29 protein-coding genes are annotated in these 26,794 nt (G+C 66.0%); 15 read left to right on the top strand and 14 right to left on the bottom strand.

From position 1 onward, the window contains the following. Positions 1-77 precede the first annotated feature (77 nt). The 12 genes from VFG49_RS03815 to VFG49_RS03760 all read left to right on the top strand — a co-directional run bounded on the left by VFG49_RS03815 (position 78) and on the right by VFG49_RS03760 (position 12,397). Positions 78-404 (top strand): STAS domain-containing protein, encoded by a 327-nt coding sequence (locus VFG49_RS03815; RefSeq protein WP_324858182.1) that lies wholly within the window; start codon positions 78-80, stop codon positions 402-404. A gap of 14 nt (positions 405-418) precedes the next feature. Beyond that, positions 419-781: a response regulator gene (locus VFG49_RS03810; protein ID WP_130620936.1), complete on the top strand. Its 363-nt coding sequence runs from the start codon at positions 419-421 to the stop codon at positions 779-781. Positions 782-971: 190 nt separating this feature from the next. Beyond that, positions 972-2,960 carry a chemotaxis protein CheA gene (locus VFG49_RS03805; protein ID WP_324858181.1) on the top strand — a complete coding sequence of 663 codons (1,989 nt, stop codon included), beginning with the start codon at positions 972-974 and terminating at the stop codon, positions 2,958-2,960. A 150-nt stretch (positions 2,961-3,110) separates the two neighbouring features. Further along, the gene (locus tag VFG49_RS03800) at positions 3,111-4,787 is read left to right on the top strand and encodes a methyl-accepting chemotaxis protein (protein ID WP_324858180.1); all 1,677 of its coding nucleotides are present in this window, start codon (positions 3,111-3,113) and stop codon (positions 4,785-4,787) included. Between the two features lie 237 nt (positions 4,788-5,024). Continuing rightward, the gene (locus tag VFG49_RS03795; RefSeq protein WP_324858179.1) at positions 5,025-5,528 is read left to right on the top strand and encodes a chemotaxis protein CheW; all 504 of its coding nucleotides are present in this window, start codon (positions 5,025-5,027) and stop codon (positions 5,526-5,528) included. A 27-nt stretch (positions 5,529-5,555) separates the two neighbouring features. Continuing rightward, a complete protein-coding gene (locus VFG49_RS03790) occupies positions 5,556-7,271 on the top strand; it encodes a methyl-accepting chemotaxis protein (RefSeq protein WP_324858178.1) in 1,716 nt (571 codons plus the stop codon). 2 nt (positions 7,272-7,273) lie between these two features. Next, on the top strand, positions 7,274-8,155 hold the full coding sequence (locus VFG49_RS03785; RefSeq protein ID WP_324858177.1) for a protein-glutamate O-methyltransferase: 882 nt from the start codon (positions 7,274-7,276) through the stop codon (positions 8,153-8,155). Continuing rightward, positions 8,152-8,811 (top strand): chemoreceptor glutamine deamidase CheD, encoded by a 660-nt coding sequence (gene cheD / locus VFG49_RS03780; RefSeq protein WP_324858176.1) that lies wholly within the window; start codon positions 8,152-8,154, stop codon positions 8,809-8,811. Before VFG49_RS03785 ends, cheD begins: the two co-directional genes overlap by 4 nt. 74 nt (positions 8,812-8,885) lie before the next feature. Continuing rightward, complete coding sequence (locus tag VFG49_RS03775; RefSeq protein ID WP_324858175.1) at positions 8,886-9,983, top strand: chemotaxis response regulator protein-glutamate methylesterase; 1,098 nt, start codon at positions 8,886-8,888, stop codon at positions 9,981-9,983. 15 nt (positions 9,984-9,998) lie between these two features. Beyond that, positions 9,999-11,186 (top strand): methyl-accepting chemotaxis protein, encoded by a 1,188-nt coding sequence (locus tag VFG49_RS03770; RefSeq protein WP_324858174.1) that lies wholly within the window; start codon positions 9,999-10,001, stop codon positions 11,184-11,186. Between the two features lie 132 nt (positions 11,187-11,318). Beyond that, a complete protein-coding gene (locus VFG49_RS03765) occupies positions 11,319-11,621 on the top strand; it encodes an STAS domain-containing protein (protein WP_324858173.1) in 303 nt (100 codons plus the stop codon). A 404-nt stretch (positions 11,622-12,025) separates the two neighbouring features. Beyond that, positions 12,026-12,397, top strand: a complete 372-nt coding sequence (locus tag VFG49_RS03760) for a cupin domain-containing protein (RefSeq protein ID WP_324858172.1) — start codon at positions 12,026-12,028, stop codon at positions 12,395-12,397. 56 nt (positions 12,398-12,453) lie between these two features. Here the strand turns inward: VFG49_RS03760 and VFG49_RS03755 are convergent, their stop codons facing one another. The 10 genes from VFG49_RS03755 to VFG49_RS03710 all read right to left on the bottom strand — a co-directional run bounded on the left by VFG49_RS03755 (position 12,454) and on the right by VFG49_RS03710 (position 21,608). Then, positions 12,454-13,509, bottom strand: coding sequence for a M48 family metallopeptidase (locus VFG49_RS03755; RefSeq protein WP_324858171.1), 1,056 nt, complete (start codon positions 13,507-13,509; stop codon positions 12,454-12,456). A 5-nt stretch (positions 13,510-13,514) separates the two neighbouring features. Then, entirely contained in the window at positions 13,515-14,696 is a 1,182-nt protein-coding gene (locus tag VFG49_RS03750) for a YjgN family protein (RefSeq protein ID WP_324858170.1), read from the bottom strand. A gap of 81 nt (positions 14,697-14,777) precedes the next feature. Further along, the gene (locus VFG49_RS03745) at positions 14,778-15,974 is read right to left on the bottom strand and encodes a GGDEF domain-containing protein (RefSeq protein WP_324858169.1); all 1,197 of its coding nucleotides are present in this window, start codon (positions 15,972-15,974) and stop codon (positions 14,778-14,780) included. A gap of 232 nt (positions 15,975-16,206) precedes the next feature. After that, positions 16,207-16,569 carry a hypothetical protein gene (locus tag VFG49_RS03740; RefSeq protein ID WP_324858168.1) on the bottom strand — a complete coding sequence of 121 codons (363 nt, stop codon included), beginning with the start codon at positions 16,567-16,569 and terminating at the stop codon, positions 16,207-16,209. Positions 16,570-16,665: 96 nt separating this feature from the next. Then, on the bottom strand, positions 16,666-17,244 hold the full coding sequence (locus VFG49_RS03735; protein WP_324858167.1) for an NUDIX hydrolase: 579 nt from the start codon (positions 17,242-17,244) through the stop codon (positions 16,666-16,668). Positions 17,245-17,310: 66 nt separating this feature from the next. Beyond that, a complete protein-coding gene (locus VFG49_RS03730; RefSeq protein ID WP_324858166.1) occupies positions 17,311-18,276 on the bottom strand; it encodes a DMT family transporter in 966 nt (321 codons plus the stop codon). 264 nt (positions 18,277-18,540) lie between these two features. Continuing rightward, the gene (locus VFG49_RS03725; protein WP_324858165.1) at positions 18,541-19,368 is read right to left on the bottom strand and encodes an AraC family transcriptional regulator; all 828 of its coding nucleotides are present in this window, start codon (positions 19,366-19,368) and stop codon (positions 18,541-18,543) included. Positions 19,369-19,657: 289 nt separating this feature from the next. Then, a complete protein-coding gene (locus VFG49_RS03720; protein WP_324858164.1) occupies positions 19,658-20,548 on the bottom strand; it encodes a 5'-3' exonuclease in 891 nt (296 codons plus the stop codon). Continuing rightward, positions 20,545-21,114 carry a nitroreductase gene (locus tag VFG49_RS03715; protein WP_324858163.1) on the bottom strand — a complete coding sequence of 190 codons (570 nt, stop codon included), beginning with the start codon at positions 21,112-21,114 and terminating at the stop codon, positions 20,545-20,547. The genes VFG49_RS03720 and VFG49_RS03715 overlap by 4 nt, the downstream gene beginning before the upstream one ends. 86 nt (positions 21,115-21,200) lie before the next feature. Next, entirely contained in the window at positions 21,201-21,608 is a 408-nt protein-coding gene (locus tag VFG49_RS03710) for a cytidine deaminase (RefSeq protein WP_324858162.1), read from the bottom strand. Between the two features lie 163 nt (positions 21,609-21,771). Here VFG49_RS03710 and VFG49_RS03705 point away from each other — a divergent pair, with 163 nt between their 5' ends. Further along, positions 21,772-22,872: an NAD(P) transhydrogenase subunit alpha gene (locus VFG49_RS03705; RefSeq protein ID WP_324858161.1), complete on the top strand. Its 1,101-nt coding sequence runs from the start codon at positions 21,772-21,774 to the stop codon at positions 22,870-22,872. Between the two features lie 53 nt (positions 22,873-22,925). Here VFG49_RS03705 and VFG49_RS03700 read toward each other — a convergent pair whose 3' ends face one another. Genes VFG49_RS03700 through VFG49_RS03690 form a run of 3 tightly spaced genes read right to left on the bottom strand, consistent with a single transcriptional unit; the run spans position 22,926 to position 24,444 of the window. Beyond that, positions 22,926-23,474 (bottom strand): DUF3106 domain-containing protein, encoded by a 549-nt coding sequence (locus VFG49_RS03700; protein WP_324858160.1) that lies wholly within the window; start codon positions 23,472-23,474, stop codon positions 22,926-22,928. A gap of 2 nt (positions 23,475-23,476) precedes the next feature. Beyond that, the gene (locus VFG49_RS03695) at positions 23,477-23,863 is read right to left on the bottom strand and encodes a hypothetical protein (RefSeq protein ID WP_324858159.1); all 387 of its coding nucleotides are present in this window, start codon (positions 23,861-23,863) and stop codon (positions 23,477-23,479) included. Further along, positions 23,860-24,444, bottom strand: coding sequence for an RNA polymerase sigma factor (locus tag VFG49_RS03690; protein WP_324858158.1), 585 nt, complete (start codon positions 24,442-24,444; stop codon positions 23,860-23,862). Before VFG49_RS03690 ends, VFG49_RS03695 begins: the two co-directional genes overlap by 4 nt. 138 nt (positions 24,445-24,582) lie before the next feature. Between VFG49_RS03690 and VFG49_RS03685 the strand changes: the two genes are divergently transcribed. Together VFG49_RS03685 and VFG49_RS03680 are read left to right on the top strand one after the other, a co-directional pair. Beyond that, entirely contained in the window at positions 24,583-24,888 is a 306-nt protein-coding gene (locus VFG49_RS03685; RefSeq protein ID WP_324858157.1) for an NAD(P) transhydrogenase subunit alpha, read from the top strand. Next, the gene (locus tag VFG49_RS03680; protein ID WP_324858156.1) at positions 24,888-26,321 is read left to right on the top strand and encodes an NAD(P)(+) transhydrogenase (Re/Si-specific) subunit beta; all 1,434 of its coding nucleotides are present in this window, start codon (positions 24,888-24,890) and stop codon (positions 26,319-26,321) included. Before VFG49_RS03685 ends, VFG49_RS03680 begins: the two co-directional genes overlap by 1 nt. A gap of 1 nt (position 26,322) precedes the next feature. Here VFG49_RS03680 and VFG49_RS03675 read toward each other — a convergent pair. After that, positions 26,323-26,794, bottom strand: a 472-nt coding sequence (locus VFG49_RS03675; RefSeq protein ID WP_324858155.1) for a hypothetical protein, incomplete at its 5' end; no start/stop codon positions are given.

The following is a 26,794-nucleotide window of genomic DNA, read 5'->3' as shown; positions in this document are numbered from 1 at the left end:
ATCGCACCCTAAAGCGAACTGAGCCATGGCCGATAAGCACCACGTAGACGCCCACGGGGCGCCGTCAGGAGAGGCCCATGGGCACCAGCAAGACAGTGGCGCAACGCAAGGGTGGCAACCAGCCGCGCGTCGTTGCGCTGCCCGCCGATTTCCGGCTGGCCGAGCTTCCCGATGTGAAGGCCGGCCTGCTTGAAGCGCTGGAAGCCCCGGCGGTGCAACTGGACGGCGCCGGCGTGGAGCGCGTGGACACCGCGGCGTTGCAGCTGCTGCTGGCGTTCCGGCATGCGGCCTCGGCGCGTGGCCTGTCGCCGGCGTGGCTGGGCGTGAGTGAAACGATGCGTGATGCGGCGGGCGTATTGGGCCTGACGCGGGCTCTGGAATTGCCGGCGACGATGCCGGCCTGAAACTGAGGTGGAAGATGGCAAAGATTCTTGCGGTTGACGATTCGGCTTCGATGCGCGGCATGGTGGCTTTCACCCTTCGCGGCGCCGGCCATGACGTGAGCGAGGCCGAGAACGGCCAGCTGGCGCTCGATGCTGCCCGCGGCGGTCGTTACGACCTGGTGCTGGCGGACGTGAACATGCCGGTGATGGACGGCATCAGCATGGTGCGCGAGCTGCGCACGATGCCCGAATACAAGGGCGTGCCGATCCTGATGCTGACCACCGAGTCGCACACGGACAAGAAGATGGAAGGCAAGGCCGCCGGCGCCACCGGTTGGCTGGTGAAGCCGTTCGACCCGGAGCAGCTGCTGGCCACGGTCAAGCGCGTGCTGGGTTGATTGCGACATAACCCCTCTCCCTTTGGGAGAGGGGTTGGGGCATTGCCACCTTCACGGTGGAGAGTGTGCGGGGCTTGCCTGGCGCTTCAAACTTTCGCCCCGCCCGCACCCTCATCCGCCTGCCGGCACCTTCTCACAAAGGGAGAAGGGTTAAACCTGCAAGTCAACGTTCCACCAGAGAAGCATCCCCATGAGCAAGGCCGCGCTGGCGCAGTTCCAACAAGTATTCATCGAAGAGAGCCTGGAAGGGCTCGATACGATGGAGTCGTCGCTGCTTGCGCTCGACAACGGTGGCGACGGGGAACTGGTGCACACCATTTTCCGCGCGGCGCACTCGATCAAGGGCGGCGCGGCCACCTTCGGCTTTCCGGAGATGTCCTCGTTCACGCACGAGGCCGAATCGCTGCTTGATGAAGTGCGCAGCGGCAAGCGCGCGATCGACGGCGCCATCATCGAACTGCTGTTGCGCACGGTGGATTGCCTGCGCAGCATGTTCGCCCGTGCCCAGGCCGGCGAACCGCTGAACGATGCGGTCGCGGAAAGCCTGCGCAACGAACTGGCTGCGATGATGGGGCGCGGCGCGCCCAACGGTGGCGTGCAGGCGCGACGCAATGTGGACCAGGCCGACGCCTGGACCATCCGCTTTCGTCCGCACCCGGGCATGCTGGCGAGCGGCAATGATCCGCTGCGCCTGATCCGCGAACTCGCCGGTATCGGCGAACTCGCGGTGACGCCCGAACTGGATCGCGTGCCCGGGTTCACCACGCTAGAACCGTCCGAGTGCCACCTGGGCTGGACCATCGAGCTGAAGGGCCCCGCCAGGCGCGCCGACATTGCCGGCGTATTCGACTGGGTGGAAGACGAATGCGATCTGGCCATCGAAGCCAGGCACATCGTGGCCGACGTGGCGCCGGTTGCCGCGCCCGCCACGCCGGCAGCGCCCGCGGCCAACGTCGCCGATGCCGGCGCCATGCGCGCGCAACGCGAAGCCAGCGCCGAATCCAGTTCGGTGCGCGTGTCGATCGACAAGATCGACGGACTGATCAACCTGGTGGGCGAGCTGGTGATTACCCAGTCCATGCTCGACACCTTCCGCGAAGGCGACATTGACGCCGCGCGACTGGCCGTGCTCGAACACGGGCTGGCCCAGCTGGCGCGCCACACGCGCGAGTTGCAGGAAAGCGTGATGGGTATCCGCATGCTGCCCATCGCGTCGGTGTTCAACCGCGTCCCGCGCATGGTGCGCGACATCAGCCAGAAACTCGGCAAGCAGGTAAAGCTGGACTTGATCGGCGAGCAGACCGAGCTGGACAAGACCGTGCTTGAGAAGATCGGCGATCCGATGGTGCACCTGGTGCGCAACGCGATCGACCACGGCCTGGAAACGCCGGACAAGCGGCGCGCTGCCGGCAAGGGCGACACCGGTACGCTCACGCTGTCCGCGTCGCATCGCGGCGGCAACATCGTGGTGGAAGTGTCCGACGACGGCGCGGGCCTCAACCGCGATGCCATCGTGGCCAAGGCGGTGCAGCGAGGCCTGATCGCCAGCGGCGACGGCATGAGCGACGACGCCGTGGCCGAGCTGATCTTCCAGCCGGGCTTTTCCACCGCCGCCGTCACCACCGACCTTTCCGGCCGAGGCGTGGGCATGGACGTGGTCCGTCGCAATGTCTCCGACCTTGGCGGCACGGTCACCATCCGCAGCACGCAGGGCAAGGGCAGCGCGTTCACCATCACGCTGCCGCTGACGCTGGCCATCATCGACGGTCTCACCGCCGCGGTGGGCGAGGAGCGCTACATCGTGCCGCTGGTATCCATCGTCGAATCGGTGCAGCTGAAGACCGATGCGATACGCAGCGTGGCGGGTGGTGGCGAGCTGTTCCGCTTCCGCAATGAATACCTGCCGGTGATACGCCTGCACGATACCTTCGGCTGTGACAACGCCATCCGCGCGATTGATCAGGGCCTGATGGTGGTGGTGGAAGGCGAAGGCACCCGCGTAGGCCTGTTCGTCGATGGCCTGATCGGGCAGCAGCAGGCCGTGGTGAAGTCGCTTGAGGCGAACTATCGCCGCGTGCAGGGCATTTCGGGCGCAACCATCCTGGCCGATGGCTCGGTGGCGCTCATCGTGGACATCGCAGGCCTCGTGCGCCTGCAGGGTCGCCGCAAGGCGGCCTGACAACGCCCCGCGGATTCGGGGCCGCTCGACAACACGACGATTAGCCGCGACAGGAAGCCGCGGCCGGTGGCCTGCGGCCATCGAAGAGCAGTGCAGGGAATGAATCCGGGCAATCGCAGAACCGCTCTTTTCATTCTGAAGGTCCAACCCATGAAGTCCCCCTTGAAGTTCATCGATCGCCTGAGCCTTGCCGCCAAGGTATGGCTGGTTATCGCATTCGTGATCGCTGGACTGGTGGCGCTTACCATCGTGTCCGCGATCGATAGCCGTCGCCTGCAGATGGAGGCTCGCGTTGCCGCGTTGCGCGACGAGGTGTCTACCGCCGTGTCGGTGGCCCAGGCATTCCACGACCGCGCCGCGGCGGGTGAATTCAGCGACGAGGAAGCGCAGCGCCGTGCATTGGCTGCCATCCGCGCGATGCGCTGGAACAACGGCTCGGGCTATGTGTTCGTGTTCGACTCGAACCTCGTCATGCGCATGCATCCGATGCTGGCCGCCAAAGAGGGCAAGAGCATCCATGACGATACCGACAGCCAGGGCAAGCTGATCTATCAAGCCATGCTGGCAACGGACCGCGAGCATGGCGCGGGCACCACCGAATACGTGTGGCCGATGCCGCCGGACAAGAACATCGAGCCCAAGATCTCCTACACGGCCTGGTTCAAGCCGTGGGATATGCACATCGGCGCCGGTGCCTATTACGTCGATATCAATACGCAGTTCCGACAGATGCTGGAGGGCAGCCTGTGGCGTGCCTTGCTGGTGGCGCTGCTGGTGATCGGCGTTGTGTGGCAGTCGATGCGCAGCATCCGCCAGAGCATCGGCGGCGAACCGTCCTTTGCGCTCGCCATGGCTGCGCGCATCGCCGACGGCGATCTGGCCAAGCACGACGCGCTGCAGTTCCGCGAAGGCAGCATGCTGCACGCACTGGAACGCATGCGCACCAAGCTGGTGGAGATCGTGCGCGAGGTGCAGCAGGGCTCGCAGGTGGTGTCCACCGCCGCGCAGGAGATTTCGCGTGGCAATGACGATCTTTCGCAGCGCACGCAGGAGCAGGCCTCCAGTCTGGAAGAAACCGCCGCCTCGATGGAAGAGATGACCTCCATCGTGCGCCAGAGCGCCGACAACGCCGGCCACGCCGACCAGCTGGCGCGCAGCGCACGCACGCAGGCCGAGCGCGGCGGCGAAGTGGCCGTGCGTACCAGCAGCGCCATGCGCGAGATAGAAGCGGCCAGCCGCCAGATCACCGACATCGTGGGCCTGATCGACGAGATCGCCTTCCAGACCAACCTGCTGGCACTCAATGCCGCGGTGGAAGCGGCGCGCGCGGGTGAACAGGGTCGTGGCTTTGCCGTGGTCGCGACCGAAGTGCGCAACCTGGCACAGCGCAGCGCCGGTGCGGCCAAGGAGATCAAGTCGCTGATCGGCGACACCGTGGAGAAGGTGCAGGCGGGCTCGGTGCTGGTGGAGGAGTCCGGCCAAGTGCTGTCGGTCATCGAGGACAGCGTCAAGCGCGTCACCGACATCGTGGCGGAGATTGCCGCGGCCAGCCAGGAACAATCCTCCGGCATCGACCAGGTGAACCGCGCGGTGATGCAGATGGACGAAGTGACCCAGCAGAACGCTGCCCTGGTGGAAGAAGCCGCTGCCGCCGCCCGCGCCATGCAGGAGCAGGCCGACGACCTGGAACGCCAGATTGGCTATTTCCGTCTGCAAGAAACGCCCAAGGCCGCTGCACCGCACCCGGCGCCGCCCCGTTCGATGCCCGCCCAGGCGCCGAAAAGCGCACCGCAACTGGCCGCCGCTGGCGGTTGGGCGGAGTTCTAAAGGTCACCGAAACCCCTTGTAGGAGCGCACCCAGTGCGCGATCACCGCCCGATGGTCACCTCGTCAGCCGGCAATCGCGATGGCGGATAGCCGATGCGCCCCGGTCGCGCACTGGGTGCGCTCCTACAGAAAGGGTGGCCTCCAAACCCACCTTGATCCCGCTCAAGTTTCCCTTTCCCCAGCCGAACCAGATCCAGACAGGGGCCACCGCACCCGGCCCCGACGATGAGGCAAACCATGTCCGATACCACCCGGAGCGAGGCGCTCCAGTCGCAGTACCTCACCGTGAACCTCGCCCACGAGGAATACGGCGTCGACATTCTGGCCGTGCGCGAGATTCGCGGCTGGACGCCGGTCACGCGCATCCCGCAAGCCCCGCACTACGTGCTGGGCGTGCTCAACCTGCGTGGCGCCATCGTGCCGGTGATCGACATGCGCCTGCGCTTCGGCCTGCCGCGCGAGGAATACAGCGCCACTACCGTCACCGTGATCATCACCGTGGCCGGCCGCCATTTCGGCGTGGTGGTGGATGCCGTATCCGATGTGCTCGATGTGGAAGATAGCGCCATCCGTCCCGTGCCCGACATGGGCACCACGGTGGACACCGAATACCTCAAGGGCCTTACCTCCGCGGGCGAGCGCATGGTGCTGTTGCTCGACGTGGACAAACTGCTGCAGCCGCAGGACGCGCAGATGCTGGAAGCGGCGCTTCCAGCCGCTGCTGATGTGAAAGCCGCCTGATCGTTATCGCCGGAACGTGGAATCATCATGAAGAAGTTCACACTGAAAATCCCCGCACTGTCCGTCCGCAACCGCATGCGTGCCGTGCTTGGCCTGCTGGGCCTGATGCTGATCGGCGGCGCCATCGTCGGCCTCGGCGGCATGCAGCTGCAGAACGACGGCATGGGCAAGATCTATGAAGAAGAGATCGTGCCCTCGCAGCTGGCGTCGCAGATCATGCAGCACCATCTCATGTCGTTCATCCTGCTTGGCGAGTCGAGCGCCTTGGTGGGCAAGCCCGATCACATCAAGGGCAAGCTGGCCGAGTACGACAAGATGCGCGCCGAAATGGGCCAGCTCAGGAAGCAGTTCGCGGCCATCCCGATGAACGAGGGCGTCAAGAAGGCATATGCCGCCTGGACGTCCACGGATGCGGACTACCTCGACGCGCTTTCGTCGATGGAAGACGCGCTCAAGCAGGGCGACGCCGGTGCGTCCGAACTGCTCGAAATGCAGGTGCGTCCGCTGATGATCGAGCGCCAGGATGCGCTGAGCAAGCTGGTCGATGCACAGCGCGCCCACGCCAAGCAAATCTACGACGCGCAGGTTTCGCGCTATCACCTCATCCGCGCCGTGAGCATCTTTGCGCTGATCGCCGGCATGCTGGTGGCGGGCCTGATGTCGATCCTGATGATGCGTTCGATCATGAGCGCGCTGGGCGTGGCGATGAAGGTCGCCCACGAAATCGCCGGCGGCCGCCTCGGCCACGACATCAAGGTGCAAACCAAGGACGAACTGGGCGAACTGCTTGGCGCCCTGCGCACCATGGACGAGCGCCTGAGCAACATCGTGGGCGAAGTGCGCCACGGCGCGGGCTCCGTCAGCTCCGCCGCGCAGCAGATCGCCCGCGGCAACGACGACCTGAGCCAGCGCACGCAGGAACAGGCTTCCAGCCTCGAGGAAACCGCCTCGTCGATGGAGGAGATGACCTCCACCGTCAAGCAGAACGCCGAGAACGCCAGCCACGCCAACCAGCTCGCCAGCGCCACGCGCCGTCAGGCCGAGCACGGTGGCGAGGTGGCTGCGCAGGCCAGCTCGGCGATGCGCGAAATCAACGATTCCAGCCGCAAGATCTCCGACATCGTCAGCCTGATCGACGAAATTGCCTTCCAGACCAACCTGCTGGCGCTCAACGCCGCGGTGGAAGCCGCCCGTGCCGGTGAACAGGGTCGCGGCTTCGCGGTGGTCGCCACGGAAGTGCGCAACCTCGCCCAGCGCAGTGCGGGTGCGGCCAAGGAGATCAAGGGCCTCATCAACGACAGCGCCGAGAAGGTGCGCGTGGGTTCGTCGCTGGTGGACCAGTCGGGCAAGGCGCTGGCCGAGATCGTGGAGAGCGTGAAGAAGGTCACCGACATCGTGGCAGAGATCGCTGCCGCCAGCCAGGAGCAGTCGGCCGGCATCGATCAGGTGAACCACGCGGTGCTGCAGATGGACGAGATGACCCAGCAGAACGCCGCGCTGGTGGAAGAAGCCGCGGCCGCCGCGCGCGCCATGCAGGAGCAGGCCGGTGAACTCGCCCGCCATGTGTCGTTCTTCCAGTTGGGCGATGACGCCACGGTGGTTGCCACCGAGACGGCCCGCTCGCAGACCGTGATGGCCGAGGCCGAGGCGGTGTTCGCGGCGGTGCGCAGCACCTCCGCCGCGCCGGCTCGCCAGCCGCGTGCCGCCACGGCTGCCGACGCGGGCGCCTGGAAGGAATTCTGAGCATGGGCATGCCCGCCACGATGGACAACAACGCCACGGTGGCGGGCATGAACGGTCCGTCGCTCAGCGACAGCGACTTCAACTTCCTGCGCAACTTCGTCTACGAGCATTGCGGCATCTCGCTGGGCGAGCACAAGCGCCAGCTGGTGCAGGGCAGGCTGGTGCGCCGGCTGCGCTCGCTGAAGCTGCGCGACTTTGGCGCCTATTGCGAGCTGCTGCGGCGTGACCCGCAGGGCGAACTGGGCGAGCTGGCCAGCGCGATCAGCACCAACGTCACCGCGTTCTTCCGCGAATCGCATCACTTCGACCTGCTGGCCGATGAGTTGTTGCCTCGCTGGATCGCCGAAAAGAAGCACGGCGGACGCCTGCGCATCTGGTCGGCGGGCTGCGCCACCGGCGAGGAGCCTTATACGCTCGCCATGGTGCTGGCCGAAGCGCTTGAGAAGCACGGTGGCAACGGGCTGGATGCGAAGATCCTCGCCACCGACCTGTCGCCGCAGGCGCTGGAAACCGCGAGCAAGGGCATCTATCCGATCGATCGCCTCGATGGCGTGAGCGCGGAGCGCCGCCGTCGATGGTTCCTGCGCGGCGAGGGCGAATACAACGAGCTCGCCTGCGTGCATTCGCGGCTGCGCGAGCTGGTCAGCATCCTGCCGCTGAACCTGCTGCACGACTGGCCCATGCAGGGCCCGTTCGACGCGATCTTCTGCCGCAACGTCGTCATCTATTTCGACAAGCCTACCAAGCAGCGCCTGTTCCAGCGTTACGGCGGACTGCTGCCGGAGGGCGGTTACCTGTTCCTCGGCCACTCCGAGTCCATGTACGGGCTCAACGACAATTTCGACCTGATAGGACGCACGGTCTACCGGAAACGCAGTGCATGAACGTCCTTGCAGTGAAATCCCCGATGGACGCGGGCTATGACCCCGCGCGCATCATCCCCGGCTTCGAGCACCTGCGCCGGTTCTGGGATCCGGCACAGTCGTGCGTCACCGTGAAGGTGTTGCCGGGCGAGTACTACGTGAGCATGCAGGAAGAAATGATTTCCACCGTGCTCGGTTCGTGCGTCTCGGCATGCATCTATGACCCGGTGCGCCGCGTCGGTGGCATGAACCACTTCATGCTGCCCGAGCCGCTCGGCGGCGAGCGCGGCTCCTGGGCCGACACCGTGGGCCGTGCAGCGCGCTACGGCAACGATGCGATGGAGCAGTTGATCAACGCGATCCTCAAGGCCGGCGGCCAGCGCACGAACCTGGAAGTAAAGGTGTTCGGCGGCGGGCGGGTGCTGGCCACGATGACCGATATCGGCCGGCGCAACATCGATTTCGTGAAGCGCTACCTGTCGGCGGAAAACCTGTCCGTGCGCGCGGAAGACCTGGGCGACGTGCATCCGCGCCACGTGCAGTTCTTTCCCAATACCGGCAAGGCCCGCGTGAAGCAGTTGCGCGGCCGCGCCGACAACGTGCTGGTGGATGGCGAGCGCCAATACCTCAAGCGATTGGCAAACGATCCGATAAAGGGAGAGGTGGAACTGTTCTGACGCGCGAGCGCAACAGCTTCACCACGCAGTATTCGGCCCTTCAGGGGCCAGCACGACGGGCGAGACGCAACGCAATGGAAAGAGTACGTGTCCTGGTGGTCGATGATTCCGCACTTGTGCGGAAGCTGCTGTCGACCATGCTTTCATGCGATCCGGGCATCGAGGTGGTTGGTACGGCGGCCGATCCGCTGATCGCCCGCGAGAAGATCAAGCAGCTCAACCCCGATGTGCTCACGCTCGATGTGGAAATGCCGCGCATGGACGGCATCACCTTCCTCGAAAACCTGATGCGCCTGCGGCCGATGCCGGTGGTGATGGTGTCTTCGCTCACGCAGGAAGGCGCCGAAGTGACGCTGCGCGCGCTGGAACTGGGCGCCGTGGATTTCTTCACCAAGCCCGGCAACGACCTGGCCAGCACCTTTGCCGAAGGCGCGCAGGAAATCTGCCACAAGGTGAAACTGGCCGCGCTCGCGCGTCCGCGTCAACGCACTGCCGTGCGCAAGCTCGACGTGCCGCCCCGCCTTTCCGCCGATGCCGTGCTGCCGCGCGCGCAGAGCGCCGGCACGCGCGGCGGCATGCCGATTATCGCCATCGGTGCCTCCACCGGTGGCACCGAGGCGATTCGCGTGGTGCTGGAGGCGATGCCGCCCGATGCGCCGCCGATCATCGTCACGCAACACATTCCCGCTGCCTTCAGTGGCCCGTTCGCGGCACGCATGGACCATTGCTCGGCCATGCGCGTGTGCGAGGCACGCGATGGCCAGCCCATCCAGCAGGGTCATGTCTACATCGCGCCGGGCAGCCAGCATCTGCTGGTAATGTGGGACGGCGCCAAGTACGTATGCCGCCTGCACAACGGCCCGCCAGTGAATCGCCACAAGCCCAGCGTGGACGTGTTGTTCCGCTCGATGGCCGCCAGCGTGGGCAAGGCTACCGTCGCCGCGCTGCTTACCGGCATGGGCGATGACGGCGCGCGCGGCCTGCTGGAACTGCACCAGGCCGGGGCACGCACGCTGGTGCAGGACGAAGAATCCTCGGTGGTGTGGGGCATGCCCGGCGTTGCCTGGAAGCTCGGCGCCGCCAGCGAGAAATTACCGCTCGACCAGATCGCCGCGCGCCTGCTGGCGCTGGCCCATCAACCTGTTTCCCGCGCGGCCGTGCCTGCCGCCTGATCTTCGGATAGACCCATGGAATCCATACTTTCCTTCCTGCGCATGCGTCCCGTCGTCGGCCTGCTGGCCAGCGCCGTGGCACTGCTGTTGACCCTGCTATGGCCATCGGCCTGGCTGGGACCGCTGCTGATCGTGCTGCTCACCGGCGCGTGGATCGTCGAAATGCGCCGTGCGGCTCCGGTCGTGGCGGAGCCGATGATCGAGGCATCGCTGGAGCATCACGCTCCCGTGCGCGAAGCACTGGAAGAAGTGCGCAGCTCGCTGGTGGACGAACTCGGTCACGCGACACGCGAACTGCACCAGGCGCTGGAACTGCTGCGCGATGCCGTGTCGGAACTCGGTGGCGGCTTCGATGGCCTCTCGCGCAAGACCGGCCAGCAGCAGTCGCTGCTGCGCCAGATCATCGATGCGCAGAACGAAGGCGTGTCGGTTCAGGCGTTCGCTGCGCGCACCGGCGACCTGCTGGAGCACTTCGTCGACATGATCGTGCAGATGTCGCGCGAAAGCCTGCGCATCGTCTATCGCATCGACGGCATGGCCAAGGAAATGGACGCCGTGTTCGGCCTGCTGAAGAACGTCAACACGATCGCCGAGGAAACCAACCTGCTGGCGCTCAATGCCGCCATCGAGGCCGCGCGTGCCGGCGAGTCCGGCCGTGGCTTCGCCGTGGTGGCGGGCGAGATCCGCAACCTGGCCAGCCATTCCAACCAGTTCAACGAGCAGATCGGCAGCCATGTCGTAAAGGCGCGCGCGGCCATGGAGCAGTTGCGCGGCCTGGTCGGCACCATGGCATCGCAGGATCTCAACGTGGCGCTGTCGGCCAAGGGCGGCATCGACGCGATGATGGCTCACGTCACCGAAAGCGATGCGCGCACCAGCGCCGTCGCCGACCAGGTGGTGGAGATCAACCGTGGCCTGGGCACCGATGTGTCCACCACCATCCGTTCGCTGCAGTTCGAGGACATCCTCAGCCAGCTCATCAACCAGACGCGCATGCGACTGGTCGAGCTGCAGGACATCACCACCGAATGCACGCGCGACATCGAGGAGCTGGCCTGCAGCCCCATCGACACGCGGTCACTGCAGCAGCGCGCCGAGCGCGTGCGCAACCGCCTGGCCATCCAGCGCGAGAAGGCGCGCCTGCGCTCGCGTGGCCCTGCGCTGCAGAACTCGATGGATGCCGGCGAGATCGAGCTGTTCTGACCTCGCTGACGCGCATCCGCGCGCCTTGGCTTGACCAAGTCCGGACCGGGTCCGGGCTCCGATGAACGAAAGACAGCGTTGATGAGCGAGCGACCCATCCACGGACCGCCCACTTGCGACAGGAGTTTCCCCATGAGCCTGACCGTCCACCACGACCCCGACCTCGACTGCGTGACCCTGCAATTGGGTGAGCGCTTCGACTTCAGCGTGCACCGCGATTTCCACGATGCCTGCCTCGACGGCCGCGCCGCGCGCAGCTACGTGATCGACCTCGGTTCCGTCTCCAGCATGGACAGCTCCGCGCTGGGCATGCTGATGCTGCTGCGCGAACACGCCGGCGCGGATCGCGCGGAGATCCGCATCGTCAACGCCGACAGCAGCCTGCGCGGCACCTTGCGCGTGGCGGGCTTCGACAAGATGTTCATGTTGCATTGATGTAACGGGCGATCGTGGCTGTTTGTGGGAGCGCACCCGGTGCGCGACTGCGCGCCTCGCAGCGGCGACACTTTCGCCGTTCGCGTCACCCCTGCGCAAGCTTCGCCGTCTCTCTGCCTTCCGCATCATTGACGCCCCCTTGAACCGGGCGTAGCGTCCGCCGGGCTGCAGCGACCTTGCACGCCTGATGCTGCACGCACGCAGGCCTCGTTCCGCCCCGCGACCTGTACGCGCACATGCTCCAACCCTGCCAAGGCACCAGGCTGGCAGCGGCATTGACCCATGCGGGGGCATGGCGCGGACGGTACGTCCGCCGGGCAGCGGATGCCCAGGGCTGCTTCCCTGGCGCGCTGCATGTCGCCCCGGAAGCCCGTCGACTTCATCCAGTTGCGGGAGGACGTGTCATGGCGAAGTTCGTTCGAGTCGGCTGTTCGTATGCGGTGATGGTCGCGGCGTTCGCGTTGGCGGGCGGCGCGTTGGCGCAGGACATGGCCAAGGTGGCACCGAAGAACACCAAGGTGCTGATCGACAACGATCAGGTACGCGTGATGGAGGTCTGGCTGAAGCCAGGCGAGTCGCTGCCGATGCATTCGCATCCGGCCAACGTCGTCGTCTTCGTCACTGGCGGGAAAGTCAAAAGCACCACGTCGGAAGGCAAGGTGACCGAGGCTGAGGTGAAGGCGGGCGAGGCGCGCTGGAGCGATGCCGTCACGCATAGCAACGAGAATGTCGGCACGGCGTCGACCAAGGCCGTGGTGGTCGAACTGAAGAAGTAATCGTCGCTCGTCCATGCCGGCGGTCTTGGATGCGGAAGCCGCCGGCGTGGGCTTTGTCAGTGCGAGGATGTCACTTTGTGCGTGGCGCGGAAGCGTTGCGACGCGGCATTCGCCCGGGCGATGCGGTCTTCCGTCAGCGGATGGCTGGACATGTAGCGCAGGTCTTTTTCACCCTTGAGTTCCGGATGCGTGCGCTCCAGCGCCTGCATGGCATGTACAAATGCCGCCGGGTCGATGCCCTGCCGCGCGAGGGATTCGAACGCAAAGGCATCGGCGCTCTCTTCGAAGGTGCGCGAGTAGTGGCTGTCGATGAGGAAGGCGGGAACGCCGGCTGCGACACCGCCCATTGAGGTGACGTCGCCCATCAGCACGCTGGCCACGATGAACACGCCCGAGCTGCGCAGCACCTGCCGCAGCATGTGATGCCCCGCCTGGTGGCCGAGTTCGTGCGCCACCACGGCAATGAAAGCGTCGTCGTCCGGCACCGCGCCGGCCAGCGCATCGGTGAACACGACCGTGCCATCGGGCAGGGCGAACGCGTTGGCGCCGATCGCCGGAGCGTCGTAGAACGCCAGTTGCACCTGCGGCAGGTTGGGCAGATGGCTGGCGAAACGTCGGAAGATGTCCTGCAAATGCACCCGGCGTTCCGCGCTGAGCGTGGTTGGCTTCAGCAGGGAGCCTTGCAGGGCCTTCAGCGACTGCCGGCCCATGGACGTTTCCACGGCACGCGGCATATGCGTGGCGATGCGATCGGCGGCCCAGGGCAGCCCGAACTCGAACAGGGCGAGCAACGACACGACCACCACCACGACGCTCGCGAGCGCCGCCATCCAGCGTCGCTCCAGCCAGTCGACGACGCGCTCGATCCGGTGGTGGCGTGGAAACCAGTCGGCTGGCAGCAGGTCGTGTTCCACCTGCAGATGAGCGCCATCGGGCAGGCGCAGCATGAAGGCAAGCCCGGCCACGCGCGCGCTGGGTTCCACCTCGGTCAGCGGCACTTTCCATTCGTCTGCGCCTTCGGCCACGCGCCAACGCAGCAGCGCTTCGTCACGCCACGCGAGAACCCGCGTGGCGTGACTGGAGCGCCCGTTGTAATAGACGGCCGGAACCATGGTGATCAGAGGCCGATGTCGATGCCCAGCAGGCTGTCCATTTCGGTGGCCGCGGCGCCGATTTCGCCGTGCGCAAAGGCATCGCGGACGAAGTCGTTCAGATCACCGTCGCCCAGTACTTCCAGGCGTTCGGCGCGATAACGCGCGAGGCGGATGCGCGCCCATGGCATGGCCAGCCCGAGCGTAAAAACCACCGCCAGCACGTTGCTGAGGTAAAGCCCCAGCATCGGCCAGTATTCCAGCGAGGAACGGAATCCATACGGACCAAGATGCGCCTGGTTGTAGAGCATGTTGGTCATGCGCGTGTGCACGAAGGTCCACACGCCGAGATAAGCGGGCGCCATGATCGCGTAGACGCCGAGCAGGATGTAGGGCGAGGGCATGGCCCTGGACGGCGTGTGGTTTCCGACGCTGGACATGATGCCGCCAAGCATCATGACACAGGGAATGAACCAGGCGAGTGCCACGCCAGCCGACCTGGCATAGATGCCGTGGTAGCGACGGATTTCGGTATCGAACCGGAACGACTTGCCGCCGAAGTGGTGGTTCTCGACCATCCATTCCTGCTGGTGGCCCTTGATCCACGGATAGATGGTGGCGTATCCAGCGAGCAAGATCAGGACCCCGATGATGGTGAGAGAAGGAGTGCCTGCCAGAGTGAAAAGCAGCATGACCGCAAACGGAATGCCCATCAGGAAGTACACGCCCAGATACCACTTGTACGCACCCAGGTAATCGTCGCTGAAATAGAAGCGCAGCCCGCGCCAGGAGGAATAGCGCGCGCGGAACATCATGCTCTTGACGATCAGCCACGGCAGGAAGCCGGCCACCACCACGGCCATCGCCAGTTGCAGCGGCACGGACACGCGTCCGGCCAGCGAATAGGCGCCGAAGATCAGCACGGTAAGCAGACGCCCCTTGAGGATCGGTATCGGACGGGCAAGGTATTCGAATGGCGAGCCGGCCAGCGTGGTGTTGGCGTACATGTAGCGGCGCGTGCGCACGGTGGCCCAGGCCGAATAAATGCCCAGCGTCACCAGGCTGAGTGCCACGTTGACGATCCAGATGCGGAAATAGTCGCGGGCGTTGCCGTTGAACTGGAAGCGACGTGCTTCGGTGGTGGCGCTTGCAGGTGCAACATCCATCTCGGGCAGATAGACGCCCGAGCTCATGGTCTCGTCATGCATGCTTTCTTCCCCTGTAGGCTTCCCCCCGGAAGCGAGGGCAGCATAGCTGAGATGCGTGCGGGGAAGCGCGGGGTATCGCCGTCAGCAGCGGGTGTCGCCGGCTTCCATCAGTGGTTCGTCGTCGGTGTAGGCCGAACTGACGCCGTTGCGTCCTTCGAACTTGGTCCGGTACATCGCCTCGTCGGCCTGGCGCACCAGCATTTCGAAGCGCACGCCAGGGCGGGCCATGGCCACACCGATGCTCGCCGTCACCGGAATGTTCTGGCGCTCGATGCGTGCATGCGATTGCGCCAGCGTTCGGCGCAGTCGCTCCGCGACTTCCAGCCCTTGTGCGAGGTTGGCGCCGGGCAGGGCGAGCACGAACTCCTCGCCGCCGTAACGCGCAGCCAGGTGACCCGGCCAGCGCGTGATTTCGCGCAGCACCACCGTGACGTGGCGCAGCACCGCGTCGCCCGCGTCGTGACCCCAGCTGTCGTTGATCTGCTTGAAGTGATCGAGGTCGAACACCAGCAGGGTGAACGGCAGGCCGCGCTGGGCGCAGCGCTCCAGGCTCAGTCGCCCCTCGGCCACGATGGCGCTGCGATTGAGCAGACCCGTGAGGCCATCGGTGCGTGCCGCCCAACGCAGGTCCACCATCAGCCGCTCGGTGATCAACAGCAGCAGCGCGAAGTAAGTCGCCATGCCGGTAAGGATGCCGATCACATAGGTGGCCGCCACCGGCGTACCCGCAAGCATGATGTTCTGGTGGGTGGTATCGGCAAGCGGAATAAATGCACGCGCCAGGTAGAAAAGGGCGCTGCCCAGCATCACCATGCCGGCCACGCGGCAACTCACGCGGATTTCCCGGACGCTGTAGCGCAGCAGCAGATAGCCGTAGGCCGCATAGAAGCCCATGGCCTGCAGGCTGCCCAGCACCAGCCGCGTGCCGAGGTCGGGCGTGACGAAGGCGAGCCAGGCCATCGCCGCGGCGTAGGCGATCACGAAGGTAGCGGGCCAGCGCCAGCGCAATGGCAGGTTGAGGTGGGACGTGATGCCCTTGAGCGTGAGCACATTGGACGTCACCAGCAGACCATTTCCCAGCACGATCGAAAGCACGTCGGGAATGCGCGTGCGCAGTCCGATCAGGGTGACGCCTATCGTCGCCACCCAGATGCTTAGCACCCATATGCGCAGCACGGTCTGCCGCTGAAGCACCACCATCAGCAGCGTGAAGCCTATGGCTGTCGCGATGCCCATCAGCAGGCTCACGAAAGTGAGGGTTGGAATGTCGAGATGCATGGCGCTCCACGTGTGCCGGCTCTCCCCTGGCCATGGGGGAGGGACCGGGCCTTGGCCGGGCAGGCGGTTCGACGTCACCGTCGCCGTGGTGAGGAACTTATCGGCATCCGCCTATAAAACTTGAACCGTGTCACGTTTTTCAAGCGCCATGAGACGGGGAGCGGCCAAAAAAAGGAGGCCCCTACAAGGGGCCTCACCAAAAACCGGACAGAGGTTTTGAAACGAGGGGCAATTACCAGGTGCGGACGTCGGCGACGCCGACCGTGTAGGTCTGCATGTCGGGGTCGAAGCGGAACAGGCGGCCCAGGTCGAAGTCCACCGTCTGGCCGGGGCCAATATTGGTGGTGCCGGCCGGCCAGCCCTTCTTGGACTGCAGAACCTTGCCCGTGCCGTCCTTCGCGTCGATGGCGATCTGCGCGGCAGCGGCCTCGGAACAATGGTTCACCAGCTGACCCGAGAGGCTCAGACGGGCGGCGGCGCCACTGCCGACGAGCTTCATCTTGAAGTCCTGCACGGCGAAATCGGTGGGTGCGCAGGCGGCGTGAGCGGCCAGCGGGGCGAACAGGAGCAGGGCGGAAGCAACGAGGGTCTTCATGAGCGGTATCCGTCGATGGGGTCAGGTCGGAAAAGGAACGACATGACTCTCATCGGCGGTCCCGCCGGATTCTTTAGCCCCATGCTGAAAGGGCGTTCAGCCGGGGTGGCGCAGCCCTGCGTGCTCGATGAACCAGAGGCCAGCGAACAGCTTGGGATCGATCGAGTAGCCCTCGGCGGCCCGCGCAAACAGCCAGCGGCCCGCCTCCGCGCGCGGCACCTCGTGCACCACGATGTTCTCGGTTTCGTCGCCACCGCCCGGGCCGACCTTTTCCAGATCCCAGGCGCGCACGAAGGTGATCATCTCGGTGCTCATGCCCGAGGAGGACGGGCCTTCATGCACGAACTCGAGCCGGCTGCACCGATAACCGGTTTCTTCCTCCAGCTCGCGACCGGCGGCCAGCAGGGCATCCTCGTCGCCGTGCTCGTGCAGGTCGCCCACCAGGCCCGCCGGCATCTCGATGGTGTTCTTGAGGATGGAGACCCGGTACTGCTCGACGAACAGCACCTTGTCCTCCGGCGTCACGGCCAGAATGATTACGGCGCCACCGGGGTTGTTGCGCTCGGCGAATTCCCAACGGCCGCGCTTGCGCAGGCTCAGCCACTTGCCGACGTAAAGGGTTTCCACCGGGGCGTTGGCATCGGCGGGAATGGCGCTGCTGTGTGAGGCGTTCATCGGCGTCGCTGGGGAAAGAGGGAAGCATGCATGTTGCCTTGCGCCCATGGCAGCCACAACCGCGGCTCACTCCTGCGCGCGCAGTTCCACCGGGCGCGGCCGGATGCGCACGGCCCACGCCACGCCTGCCACCAGCAAGCCGATGCCGGCGAGGGTGAGCGCGCCGGGCATCTGTCCACGCAAGGCAAACGCATAACCCAATGCGGCAAGCGTCTCGAACACGATCAGCTGGCCAGCCATCGCCGTCGGCAGGCGCTGGCTGGCGGCGTTCCAGCACAGCGTGCCAAGCCAGGACGCGAACAGGCCGATCGCCGCCATCAGCCCGACGAAGCGCAGCGGGTGCGGACCGAACGGCATCGCGAACGGATGGCTGCTTGCCCCCATGAAGATCCACAGCAAGGCATAACCGGCGATAGCCAGCGGCAACGTGGCAAGACCCTGCGCCGTGGCCCACGTGCGCGGCCGACGCGACGGATGGTGGCGCAGCCAGTCCGCGTTGCGCAGCGGATACCACGTCCAGCACACCACCGCGCCGCAAGCGAGCAGGGCACCCTGGGCGTAGCCCAGCAGATCACCCGCATCGCGTTGCCCCAGCGTCGCCAGCTCCGCGCGGTTCACGCAGGCGATGCCAAGGGCGATCAGCGCCAGCGATGGCATCAACCATCGCCAGGGCAAGCGACCATCGCGGTGGGCATTACGCAGGTTCGCACTGATGGCGATCACCACCGGCAGCGTGCCGATGATCATGGTGGGCAGCGGCGCCCCCGCACGCTGGATGGCGCTGGCCAGGCAGAGGTAATAGAGCAGGTTGCCGACCGCGGCGAGCTTGAGCGCCTCGATCCAGTCCGCGCGCGCCAGTTCCCGCAGCGCCCGGCGGTCGATCCACGCCAGCGGCAGCGCAATCAGGCCAAAGGCGAGATAGCGCCCCACCGACTGCAATGCCGCCGGATACTCCGGCAGCAACAAGGGGCTGATAAACACCAGACCCCACATCAGCCCGGCCGCCAGCGCGTAGAAAATACCTGTCCACATGAGGCCAAGCCTGCCCGCACGACGAAAGCCGGTCTTGTACCAGATTGCGGCGTACAGCAGCCCCGCCGTTGCAGGAACGCACCCCGTGCGCGACCGCGGCGTACCGGCCACACCTCTTCGCCGGCTTTTCGCGCCCGCCCTGCACCTGTGGGAACGCACCCCGTGCGCGACCGCGGCGCACCGTCTGCACCTCTCCGCCGCTCTTCGCGCAAAGGGTGCGTTCCTACAAAAAAGCCAGGCACGTCGCGTGCCGCGAAAATCCGCCTACTGCCCCAGCAACCCCCGTTGATACCTCGCCGGCGTGGTCCCGTACCGCCGCGCAAAAGCACGCGTGAGGTGCGCCTGGTCCGCCAGTCCCACGGCTGCCGCTACCCGTGCGGGACGCTCGCCACCTGCCAGCTGCCGCTTGGCCTCCGCCAGGCGAAAGGCCATCAGCATCTGTTGCGGCGTAGCGTGATGCTGCGTCTGGAACTGGCGAAGGAAATGGAACGGACTCAATCCCGCCACTGAGGCAAGCTCATCGAGCGTCAGCCGTCTTGAAAGATGGGCATGCAGGTAATCGATCACCGGCGCAAACCGCGCGGGGCGCCCGTCGCAGGCCTTGCGTGGCACATGGGCGTGAGGACGCACCAGCGAAAGCAGCTCGAACAAGAGGCTGTCGAACGCCAGCGGTTCGCGCGCAGCCCACAGCGCATCCAGCGAGGCGGTGACGCGCTGCGCGACGGATGGATCTTCGCGCACCACGTCATCGAACCACCAGCCAGGTTCACCGGTGACCTCGGCCATCGCCGTCGGCTCGATGTAGATCATCCGGTAATGCCACCCACCTTCGGTTTCCGCGCGGCCGGTATGCAGCTCATCCGGATTCATCAGTACGACCGAATCGGGCGGCGCCAGATGCTCTGCGCCGCGATAACGAAAACGCTCCACGCCCGACTCGATGGCGCCCAAGCCGAAGCCATCATGCGTATGTGGTTCAAACGCATGTCGCACGATATGCGCGCGGTAAAGCTCCACGCCGGAACGATGCGCCGCCAGCCGGAACTCGGCGGCATCCTGGCGGGAAGCAAGTTGGGAAGGGACGCCCTGCATGGCCGCATGCTACCGCGCAATGAGTCGCAGGGAACGTTTAGCGCGGGACCGCTGTGTATCGCCGTCGTCGTCGGGCTTGTCGCGCACTGGGTGCGCTCCCACAGTGAAAGCTCGCGTTGACCGCAGAACTGTGTGCCCGACTTTATTTGTGGGAGCGCAGCCTGTGCGCGACCGCGGCGTCTCAGCGTCACCGCTCAGTCATAGGATTCTCGCGCACAGGGTGCGCTCCTGCAAAAAATGCGGGGTGCCGGGTCATGGGGACAGGCGGACTTTCATCCCACCCCGCTCTTCACCCCAGCAATGCCTTCAACCGCGTGCGCGTCAGCGGCCCGAAGCGCAGACGTTCGCACAGAAGTTCCATCGCGTCCGCCTCGCCACGCATGCGCCGCAGTGCTTCGGCGTCGCCAATACCGGGCGCATCCAGTGCAATACGCGTCAATTGGCGATACAGGCGCGCGCTTTCTGCATGCGTGCGCAGTTTCGCGGCGCAACTGGCTGCACCACGCAAGCGAAGGAACGGCACTTCGTCCACGCGATCAAGCAAGGCATCGAGGCTGCCGAAATGGGCGAGCAGCGCTGCCGCCGTCTTGGCGCCGACGCCGGGTACGCCGGGAATGTTGTCCACCGCATCGCCACATAGCGCGAGATAGTCGGCGACCTGATGCGGATGCACGCCGAGCCGCTCAAAGACGCCCGCCGGCCCCCAGCGCGTGTTGCGAGCGTAGTCCCATTGCTCGTCGTCTTCGCCCAGCAGCTGCCCGAAGTCCTTGTCGGCCGAGACGATCACGCTGCGGAAGCCGTGCGCGCGCACGCTCCACAAGGCCGTGCCAATCAGGTCGTCCGCCTCATAGGTGTGGTCGATGAGTACCGGTACGCCGAGCGCCTGAGTCACTTCGCGGCATAGCACGAATTGGCGTTCCAGGTCGGGTGGCGGAAGTTCGCGATTGGCTTTGTAGGCGGGATAGATCGCATTGCGAAAAGAGGTGGTGAGCGAGGCATCGAACGCCACCGCCACATGCTCGGGCTTCACGCGTTCCAGCAGCTCGCACAGGAAGCGCGTGAAACCGTGGACTGCATTGACCGCATGGCCTTCGGCATCGTGAAACTCATCCGGCATCGAATGCCAGGCGCGAAACACGTACAGGCTGCCATCGACCAGATGGACGGCTGGACGGCTCATGGTGTCCACGTGCTGAGCACGTCGGCAAGCTCGGGACGCTCGCGATCCGGTACCTCGATCTGCGGTGTGCCGATGTGCACGAAACCGATCACGTGCTCGTTATCGACAAGGCCCAGCACTTTGGCCGCTTCACGATCGTAGGCCGCCCAGCCGGTAAGCCACTGCGCGCCGTAGCCCAGCGCCTGCGCGCCAAGCAACAGGTTGTAGGCCACGCAACCCGCGCTGAGCTGCTGTTCGATCACGGGGACCTTGCTGGTGGCATCGGTGCGAGAGATCACTGCCATCACCAGCGGGGCGAAGGTGTAGCGCGTGCGTTCCTTCTCGCGCTTGGATTCAGGCAGGTCGGGATTCACCCGTAGCGAGAGGGCTGCCAGCCGTTCGCCGAAGGCCAGCTTGGCATCGCCTTGCAGCGCGATCAGCCGGAACGGCACCAGCTTGCCGTGGTCGGGTACGCGAATCGCCGCTTCCAGCAGGGTCTTCAGCGTGGCTGCGTCCGGGCCGGGCTCGCCAAGCTGGCGGGAGGGAGCCGAATGACGCTGCTGCAGCAGGTCGAGGGGATGAGGCATGGGGGAAATCCGGGGCGGGCAAAGGAAACATGCTAACCCCGGTGGCCGGAAATGAGTGAAGCGCCGCCGGGGACGGCATCGCCCGCTCAACTGGCGAGGCGGAAGGAGCCCGGCAGCAGCGCTTCCACCGTGGTCTCCTGCACGGCACCGGCGAGGTTGCCCAGCCACACCGGCGTGCGTTCGGCGCACAGCTCGGACATCACCTGACGGCAGGCGCCACACGGGCTGATGGGGCCGGTCGTGTCGCCGATGACGGCGATTGCCACCACATCACCAGGCTTGCAGCCGGCCGCGATGGCCGTGAACAACGCCGTGCGCTCCGCGCAATTGCACAGGCCATAGGAGGCGTTCTCCACATTGCAGCCGGAGAACTGCCGGCCGTCGCGGGTCTGCAACGCCGCGCCGACCAGGAATCGGGAGTAGGGCGCATAGGCTTTCTCGCGTGCCTGTCGCGCCAGGTTCATCAGGACATCGGGAACAACGACTTCGGTCATCGGGATCTCCATTGCGGGACCCCCATCGCCACGACCGCCTGGAGCGGCTTTGCAACCGGTGGCGGGCCAGTTAACTCCGACTCGCCGGTGCCTGCAAGTGGCCGGTGGTGACTGCGGCGGGGCATCGGCTAGGATGCGGGGACCTTTCCGCAGGGGATGCACGATGCCGATCACCGTGGCTGCATTGCGCGAGACCGCCGCTGGCGAACGCCGGGTGGCGCTCACGCCGGAAGTGGCCAAGAAATTGCGAGGCAAGGGGCTGCGCGTGCTGCTCGAGCACGATGCCGGCACTTCCGCCGGTTTTCCCGATAGCGCCTATGCGGACGTCGATTTTGCCGACGCCGACAACGTGCTTGCCCAGGCGGACCTCTTTACCTGCGTGCTGCCACCCGACGATTCGGTGTGGATGCGCCTGCGCGAAGGCACGGTGGTGGTGGGGCAGCTGCGCCCCTACGGTGCGGCGGCACGCATCGTGGCCATGGGAAAGCGCCAGCTCACAGCGTTTTCGCTGGAACTCCTGCCGCGCACCACTCGTGCGCAGGCCATGGACGTGTTGAGTTCCCAGGCGGCCGTCTCGGGTTACCGCGCCATGTTGATCGCCGCGGAAGCGGCTCCGAAATTCTTCCCGATGCTGACCACGGCGGCGGGCACCATTCGCCCCTCGCGCGTGCTGGTAATTGGCGCGGGCGTGGCGGGCCTGCAGGCGATCGCCACGGCACGCCGCCTTGGCGCGCAGACCGAAGGCTATGACGTGCGTCCCGAGACCCGCGAGCAGGTCGAATCGCTGGGTGCCAAGTTCCTTGAGCTGGGCGTGAGCGCGGCAGGCAGCGGTGGTTATGCGCGCGAGCTGTCCGTCGAGGAGCGCGCCGCGCAGCAGCAGGCGCTGGCCGATCATTTGAAGGCGGTGGACGTGATCGTCACCACGGCTGCCGTGCCCGGCCGACCGTCACCGAAGATCCTCACCGCGGCCATGGTCGATGGCATGAAGCCCGGTGCGCTCATCGTCGATCTCGCAGCCGAGGGCGGCGGCAACTGCGAACTGACCCAGCCTGGCGCACGCGTGGAACATCAAGGCGTGGTCATCCTCGGCCCGCTCAACCTGCCGGCCGGCGCGCCATTGCATGCTTCGGAAATGTACGCGCGCAACGTCTACAACTTCATCGAACTGCTGGTGCAGGGCGATGCCCTTGCGCCGGACTTCAACGACGAGCTGGTGGCCAAGAGCTGCGTGACGCGCAACGGCGAGCCGCACTTCCACGGCTGACGGCACGACACCCATACAAGAAAAACCCCGCCAGGTGCGGGGTTTTTTTTGCATCAGTGCCTGGGGGCACCGGGAGGCGGTGGCGGACCATGCGGACCCGGACCGCCAAACGGAGGCGGCGGGCCATCGCGCATTTCATGGTGCCAGCGACGCAGCAACTGTTCGCGCTGATCGGGCGGCAACTCCTGGAAATGCTGGAAGGCGGCGTGCAACTGCTCGCGCTCGGCCGGCGGAAGTTCCTGGAAGCGGCGGCTGTTTTCGCGGGCTTGCTCGCGCTGCTGGGGCGACATCTTCTGCCAGCTGTCGATCCGCTCGCGGATCGCCTTGCGCTGGTCCGGTGGCAGCGACTGCCACTGCCGCGCACGGTCGAGCATGCGCGCCTGGCGCTCAGGCGGAAACGTATCCCACTTGTCCGCCAGCGGTGAAAGGATATCCCGCTGGTCGGGCGTCAGGCTCTTCCAGGGACGCGCAGACGGCGGCGGGCCAGGCGGAAACGCACCCGGCGGCGGAGGCGGCGGGGCATGCTGGGCGAAGCTGGTTGAAGCGAAGCTGCCGAGCCCAAGGGACAACAGCAGCATCAGGAAAACACCACTTCGACGCATGATTACCTGCTCGCCTGGCTGTCGCCGTTCTTGGCCAGCCATCCGTAGAAATCGAGATTCTGGTACAGCGCGGGATCGGCGGCTGCGGCATCCGGCGGCAGGTCGCCATCGATTTCCCCCTTGGCGGACACCGCTACGCCCGGCGCCTCGCCCACCGGGCCCTGCACGGGCGAGGACAGCATCAAGGCGGCGAAGGCGATGGCCGCAAAGGCGCCGGCCGGCAGCATCAACTGCAGCAGTCGCTGGGCCGGGGACGAGCCATCGGCGCCCGCCAGCGCATTGCGCCGCGCCGTACGCAGCCGGGCGGCCGTGGTCGGATCGAGCTGGCGCGCCGCCTCGCGGTAGAGCTCGCGGGCACGGCGTTCCAGATGGTTGTCGGGCGCATTCATCGCCAGTCCTCCAGTTGGTCGCGCAGACGTTGCAGAGCGCGCGACAGATGTGTTTTCACACTCCCTTCCGAACAGCCCATGGCCCGCGCGGTTTCCGCTACGTCCAGGCCTTCCAGCACGCGCAGCATGAAAGCCTCGCGTTGACGCTGGGGCAGCAGTTTCACGGCCGCTGCCATGTCCGCGTACGACTGTGAATCACGCAATCGTTCCAGCGGACCCGGCGAGTGGTCGGGCGGCTCCCAGGCGGGGAGCTCGTCGCCATCCTCGTCGCGACCACCAAGCCAGCCCACCACGATGGAACGCACCTTGCGGCGGCGCTGCAGGTCCACGATGCGCCTGCGCAGGATGCCCCAGAACAGCGGCGTCCATTCCTGCGGGGGCTTGTCGCTGTAGTGCTTGACCAGTCGCAGCATGGCGTCCTGCACGGCGTCGAGCGCATCCTCCCGATGCCCGAGGTTGACCTCGGCCATGCGGAAAGCCCGGCGCTCCACCTGTGCCAGGAAGGCATCCATCGAGGCGGGAACCGCGCGTATGTCTTCGGCCAGCAGTTCGCCGCCGAGGGTGGATATGGCGCTGTTCATGGCGTCATCGTCCGCGTCGCCGGATCGGGCATGCTGAGACTCCATCGGTACGTCTTCGTGCATCAACGTCCGAGGCTCGCACGGGTTGACCCGCGCCCGTATGATGCGGCGACAACGGTGTCCTGGCGGGGAGGGGTCATGATCGACGGGTTCCTGGCGCTTTATATCTTCATGTTGGCCGCTTTCACGGGTTACGAGATCATCGCCCGGGTACCGGTGATTCTCCACACGCCGCTGATGTCCGGTTCGAATTTCATTCACGGCATTGTGCTGGTCGGCGCCATGATCGCGCTAGGGCACGCCCAGACCCCGTTCGAGGTGGCCATCGGCTTCCTGGGCGTACTGTTGGGTGCCGGCAACGCCGCCGGCGGTTACGTGGTCACCGAACGCATGCTGGAGATGTTCAAGTCCAGCAAGCCCGCCGCCGGCAAGGAGGCGAAGTAATGGCCTGGCTGCCGGACGTGATCAAGGCCTGTTACTTCCTCGCTGCCCTCCTTTTCATCCTCGGTCTGAAGCGCATGAGCTCGCCGCGCACCGCGCGGGGCGGCATCGTGTGGGCGGGCGTGGGCATGCTGGTGGCGGTGCTGGCCACCTTCGCCCTGCCGGACATGCACAACCGCGGCCTGATCCTGGCGGCGGTGCTGATCGGCGTCACCGCGGCCTGGTGGTCCGGGCGCCGGGTGGCCATGACGGCCATGCCGCAGATGGTGGCCCTCTACAACGGTATGGGCGGTGGCGCGGCCGCGGCCATCGGTGCCGCCGAGTTGTTCAGCTATGCCGGTCAGGCAGTCACCTTGCTCGACGGTGGCGAATTCACCGCCAACGGCGCCGCCACGCCGGGCGCGGCCCAGCTGGCGCTGGCCGTCTTGGGTGCGCTGATCGGTTCGGTGAGTTTCTCCGGTTCGCTGATCGCCTTCGCCAAGCTGCAGGGCTGGCTTGACCGCCGTTTCGTGTTCCCTGGCCAGCGCGCCGTGAACCTGCTGGTGCTGGCGGGCGCCGTGGTGCTGGGCGGCATGATCGCCAGCGGCACGATCTCGATGCCGCTGATCGTTTCGTTCTTCGTGCTGGCGCTGCTGTTCGGCCTGATGATGACCCTGCCCATCGGCGGCGCCGACATGCCGGTGGTCATCTCGCTCTACAACGCATTCACGGGCCTGGCCGTGGCCTTCGAGGGCTTCGTTCTGCAGAACGAGGCGATGATCATCGCAGGCACCGTGGTCGGCGCCGCCGGCACGCTGCTGACCCAGCTGATGGCCAAGGCGATGAACCGCTCAATCGGCAACGTGCTGTTCGGCAGCTTCGGCGCGGCGGCGGGGGCCGAAGTCCACGCCATCGCCGGCAGCCAGAAGCCGATCGAAGCCAGTGATGCGGCGGTAATGATGGCCTACGCCGAGCGCGTGGTGATCGTGCCCGGCTACGGCATGGCCGTGGCGCAGGCGCAGCACAAGGTGTGGGAGTTCGCCAAGCTGCTGATCGAGCGCGGGGTAAAGGTGAAGTTCGCCATCCATCCGGTGGCGGGCCGCATGCCGGGCCACATGAACGTGCTGCTGGCGGAGGCGGGCGTGCCTTACGACCTCATCGCCGACATGGATGACATCAACCCGGAATTTCCCAATACCGATGTGGCGCTGGTGATCGGCGCCAACGACGTGGTGAATCCGCTGGCCAAGACCGATCCGTCCTCGCCCATCTACGGCATGCCGATCCTGGATGTGTCGGCGGCGCGCCATGTGATCGTGGTCAAGCGCGGCAAGGGCACGGGCTTTGCGGGCATCGAAAACGCCCTGTTCTATGCGGACAACGCCCGCATGCTTTACGGCGACGGCCAGGCCGCCGCCGGCCAGTTGGTGAGCGCGATCAAAACGCTCGACAGCTGATTCAGTCCTGCGCCTTGGGTCGGGCCACGCGACCGGCCACCAGGGCGGCGATGCCCAGGCCGGCGGCGTACCAGGCATTGTCGGCGGGCGCATTGGCCAGCCCGGCGAGCTGCACGAGCAGGCCGGGACCGGCGGTGCGGAGGGTATCGACCAGGCCAAGGCCCATCGAGCCTGCGATGCGGGCGGCAGCGGTCAGCAGGTTTACGTAGACGGCGCCCGTCAGCATGGCCAGCGCCGCAAGCAGCGCCGCAGCCACCCCAGGCGGACGAACCCAGCTCCGGACAGCCTTGCCCAGCAACCAGCCCGCGATGATCGCGAGCCACGGCAACGGACGCTGCATGTATAGGGTGGGCACCATCCAGACGGCACCGGCCGCCAAGCCGAGCATCACGGCGCTGAACAGCGCAAACAACCAGGAGAACGCGGCCCGTGCACTCATGGGCGGGCAAAATGGAGCAGGGCGGCTGGCACGG

Origin of the sequence: Dyella sp. (assembly GCF_035685885.1) — a bacterium.
Lineage (GTDB): Bacteria > Pseudomonadota > Gammaproteobacteria > Xanthomonadales > Rhodanobacteraceae > Dyella.
The sequence above is the reverse complement of the archived record's forward strand: the minus strand, read 5'-3'. Positions and strand labels throughout refer to the sequence as shown.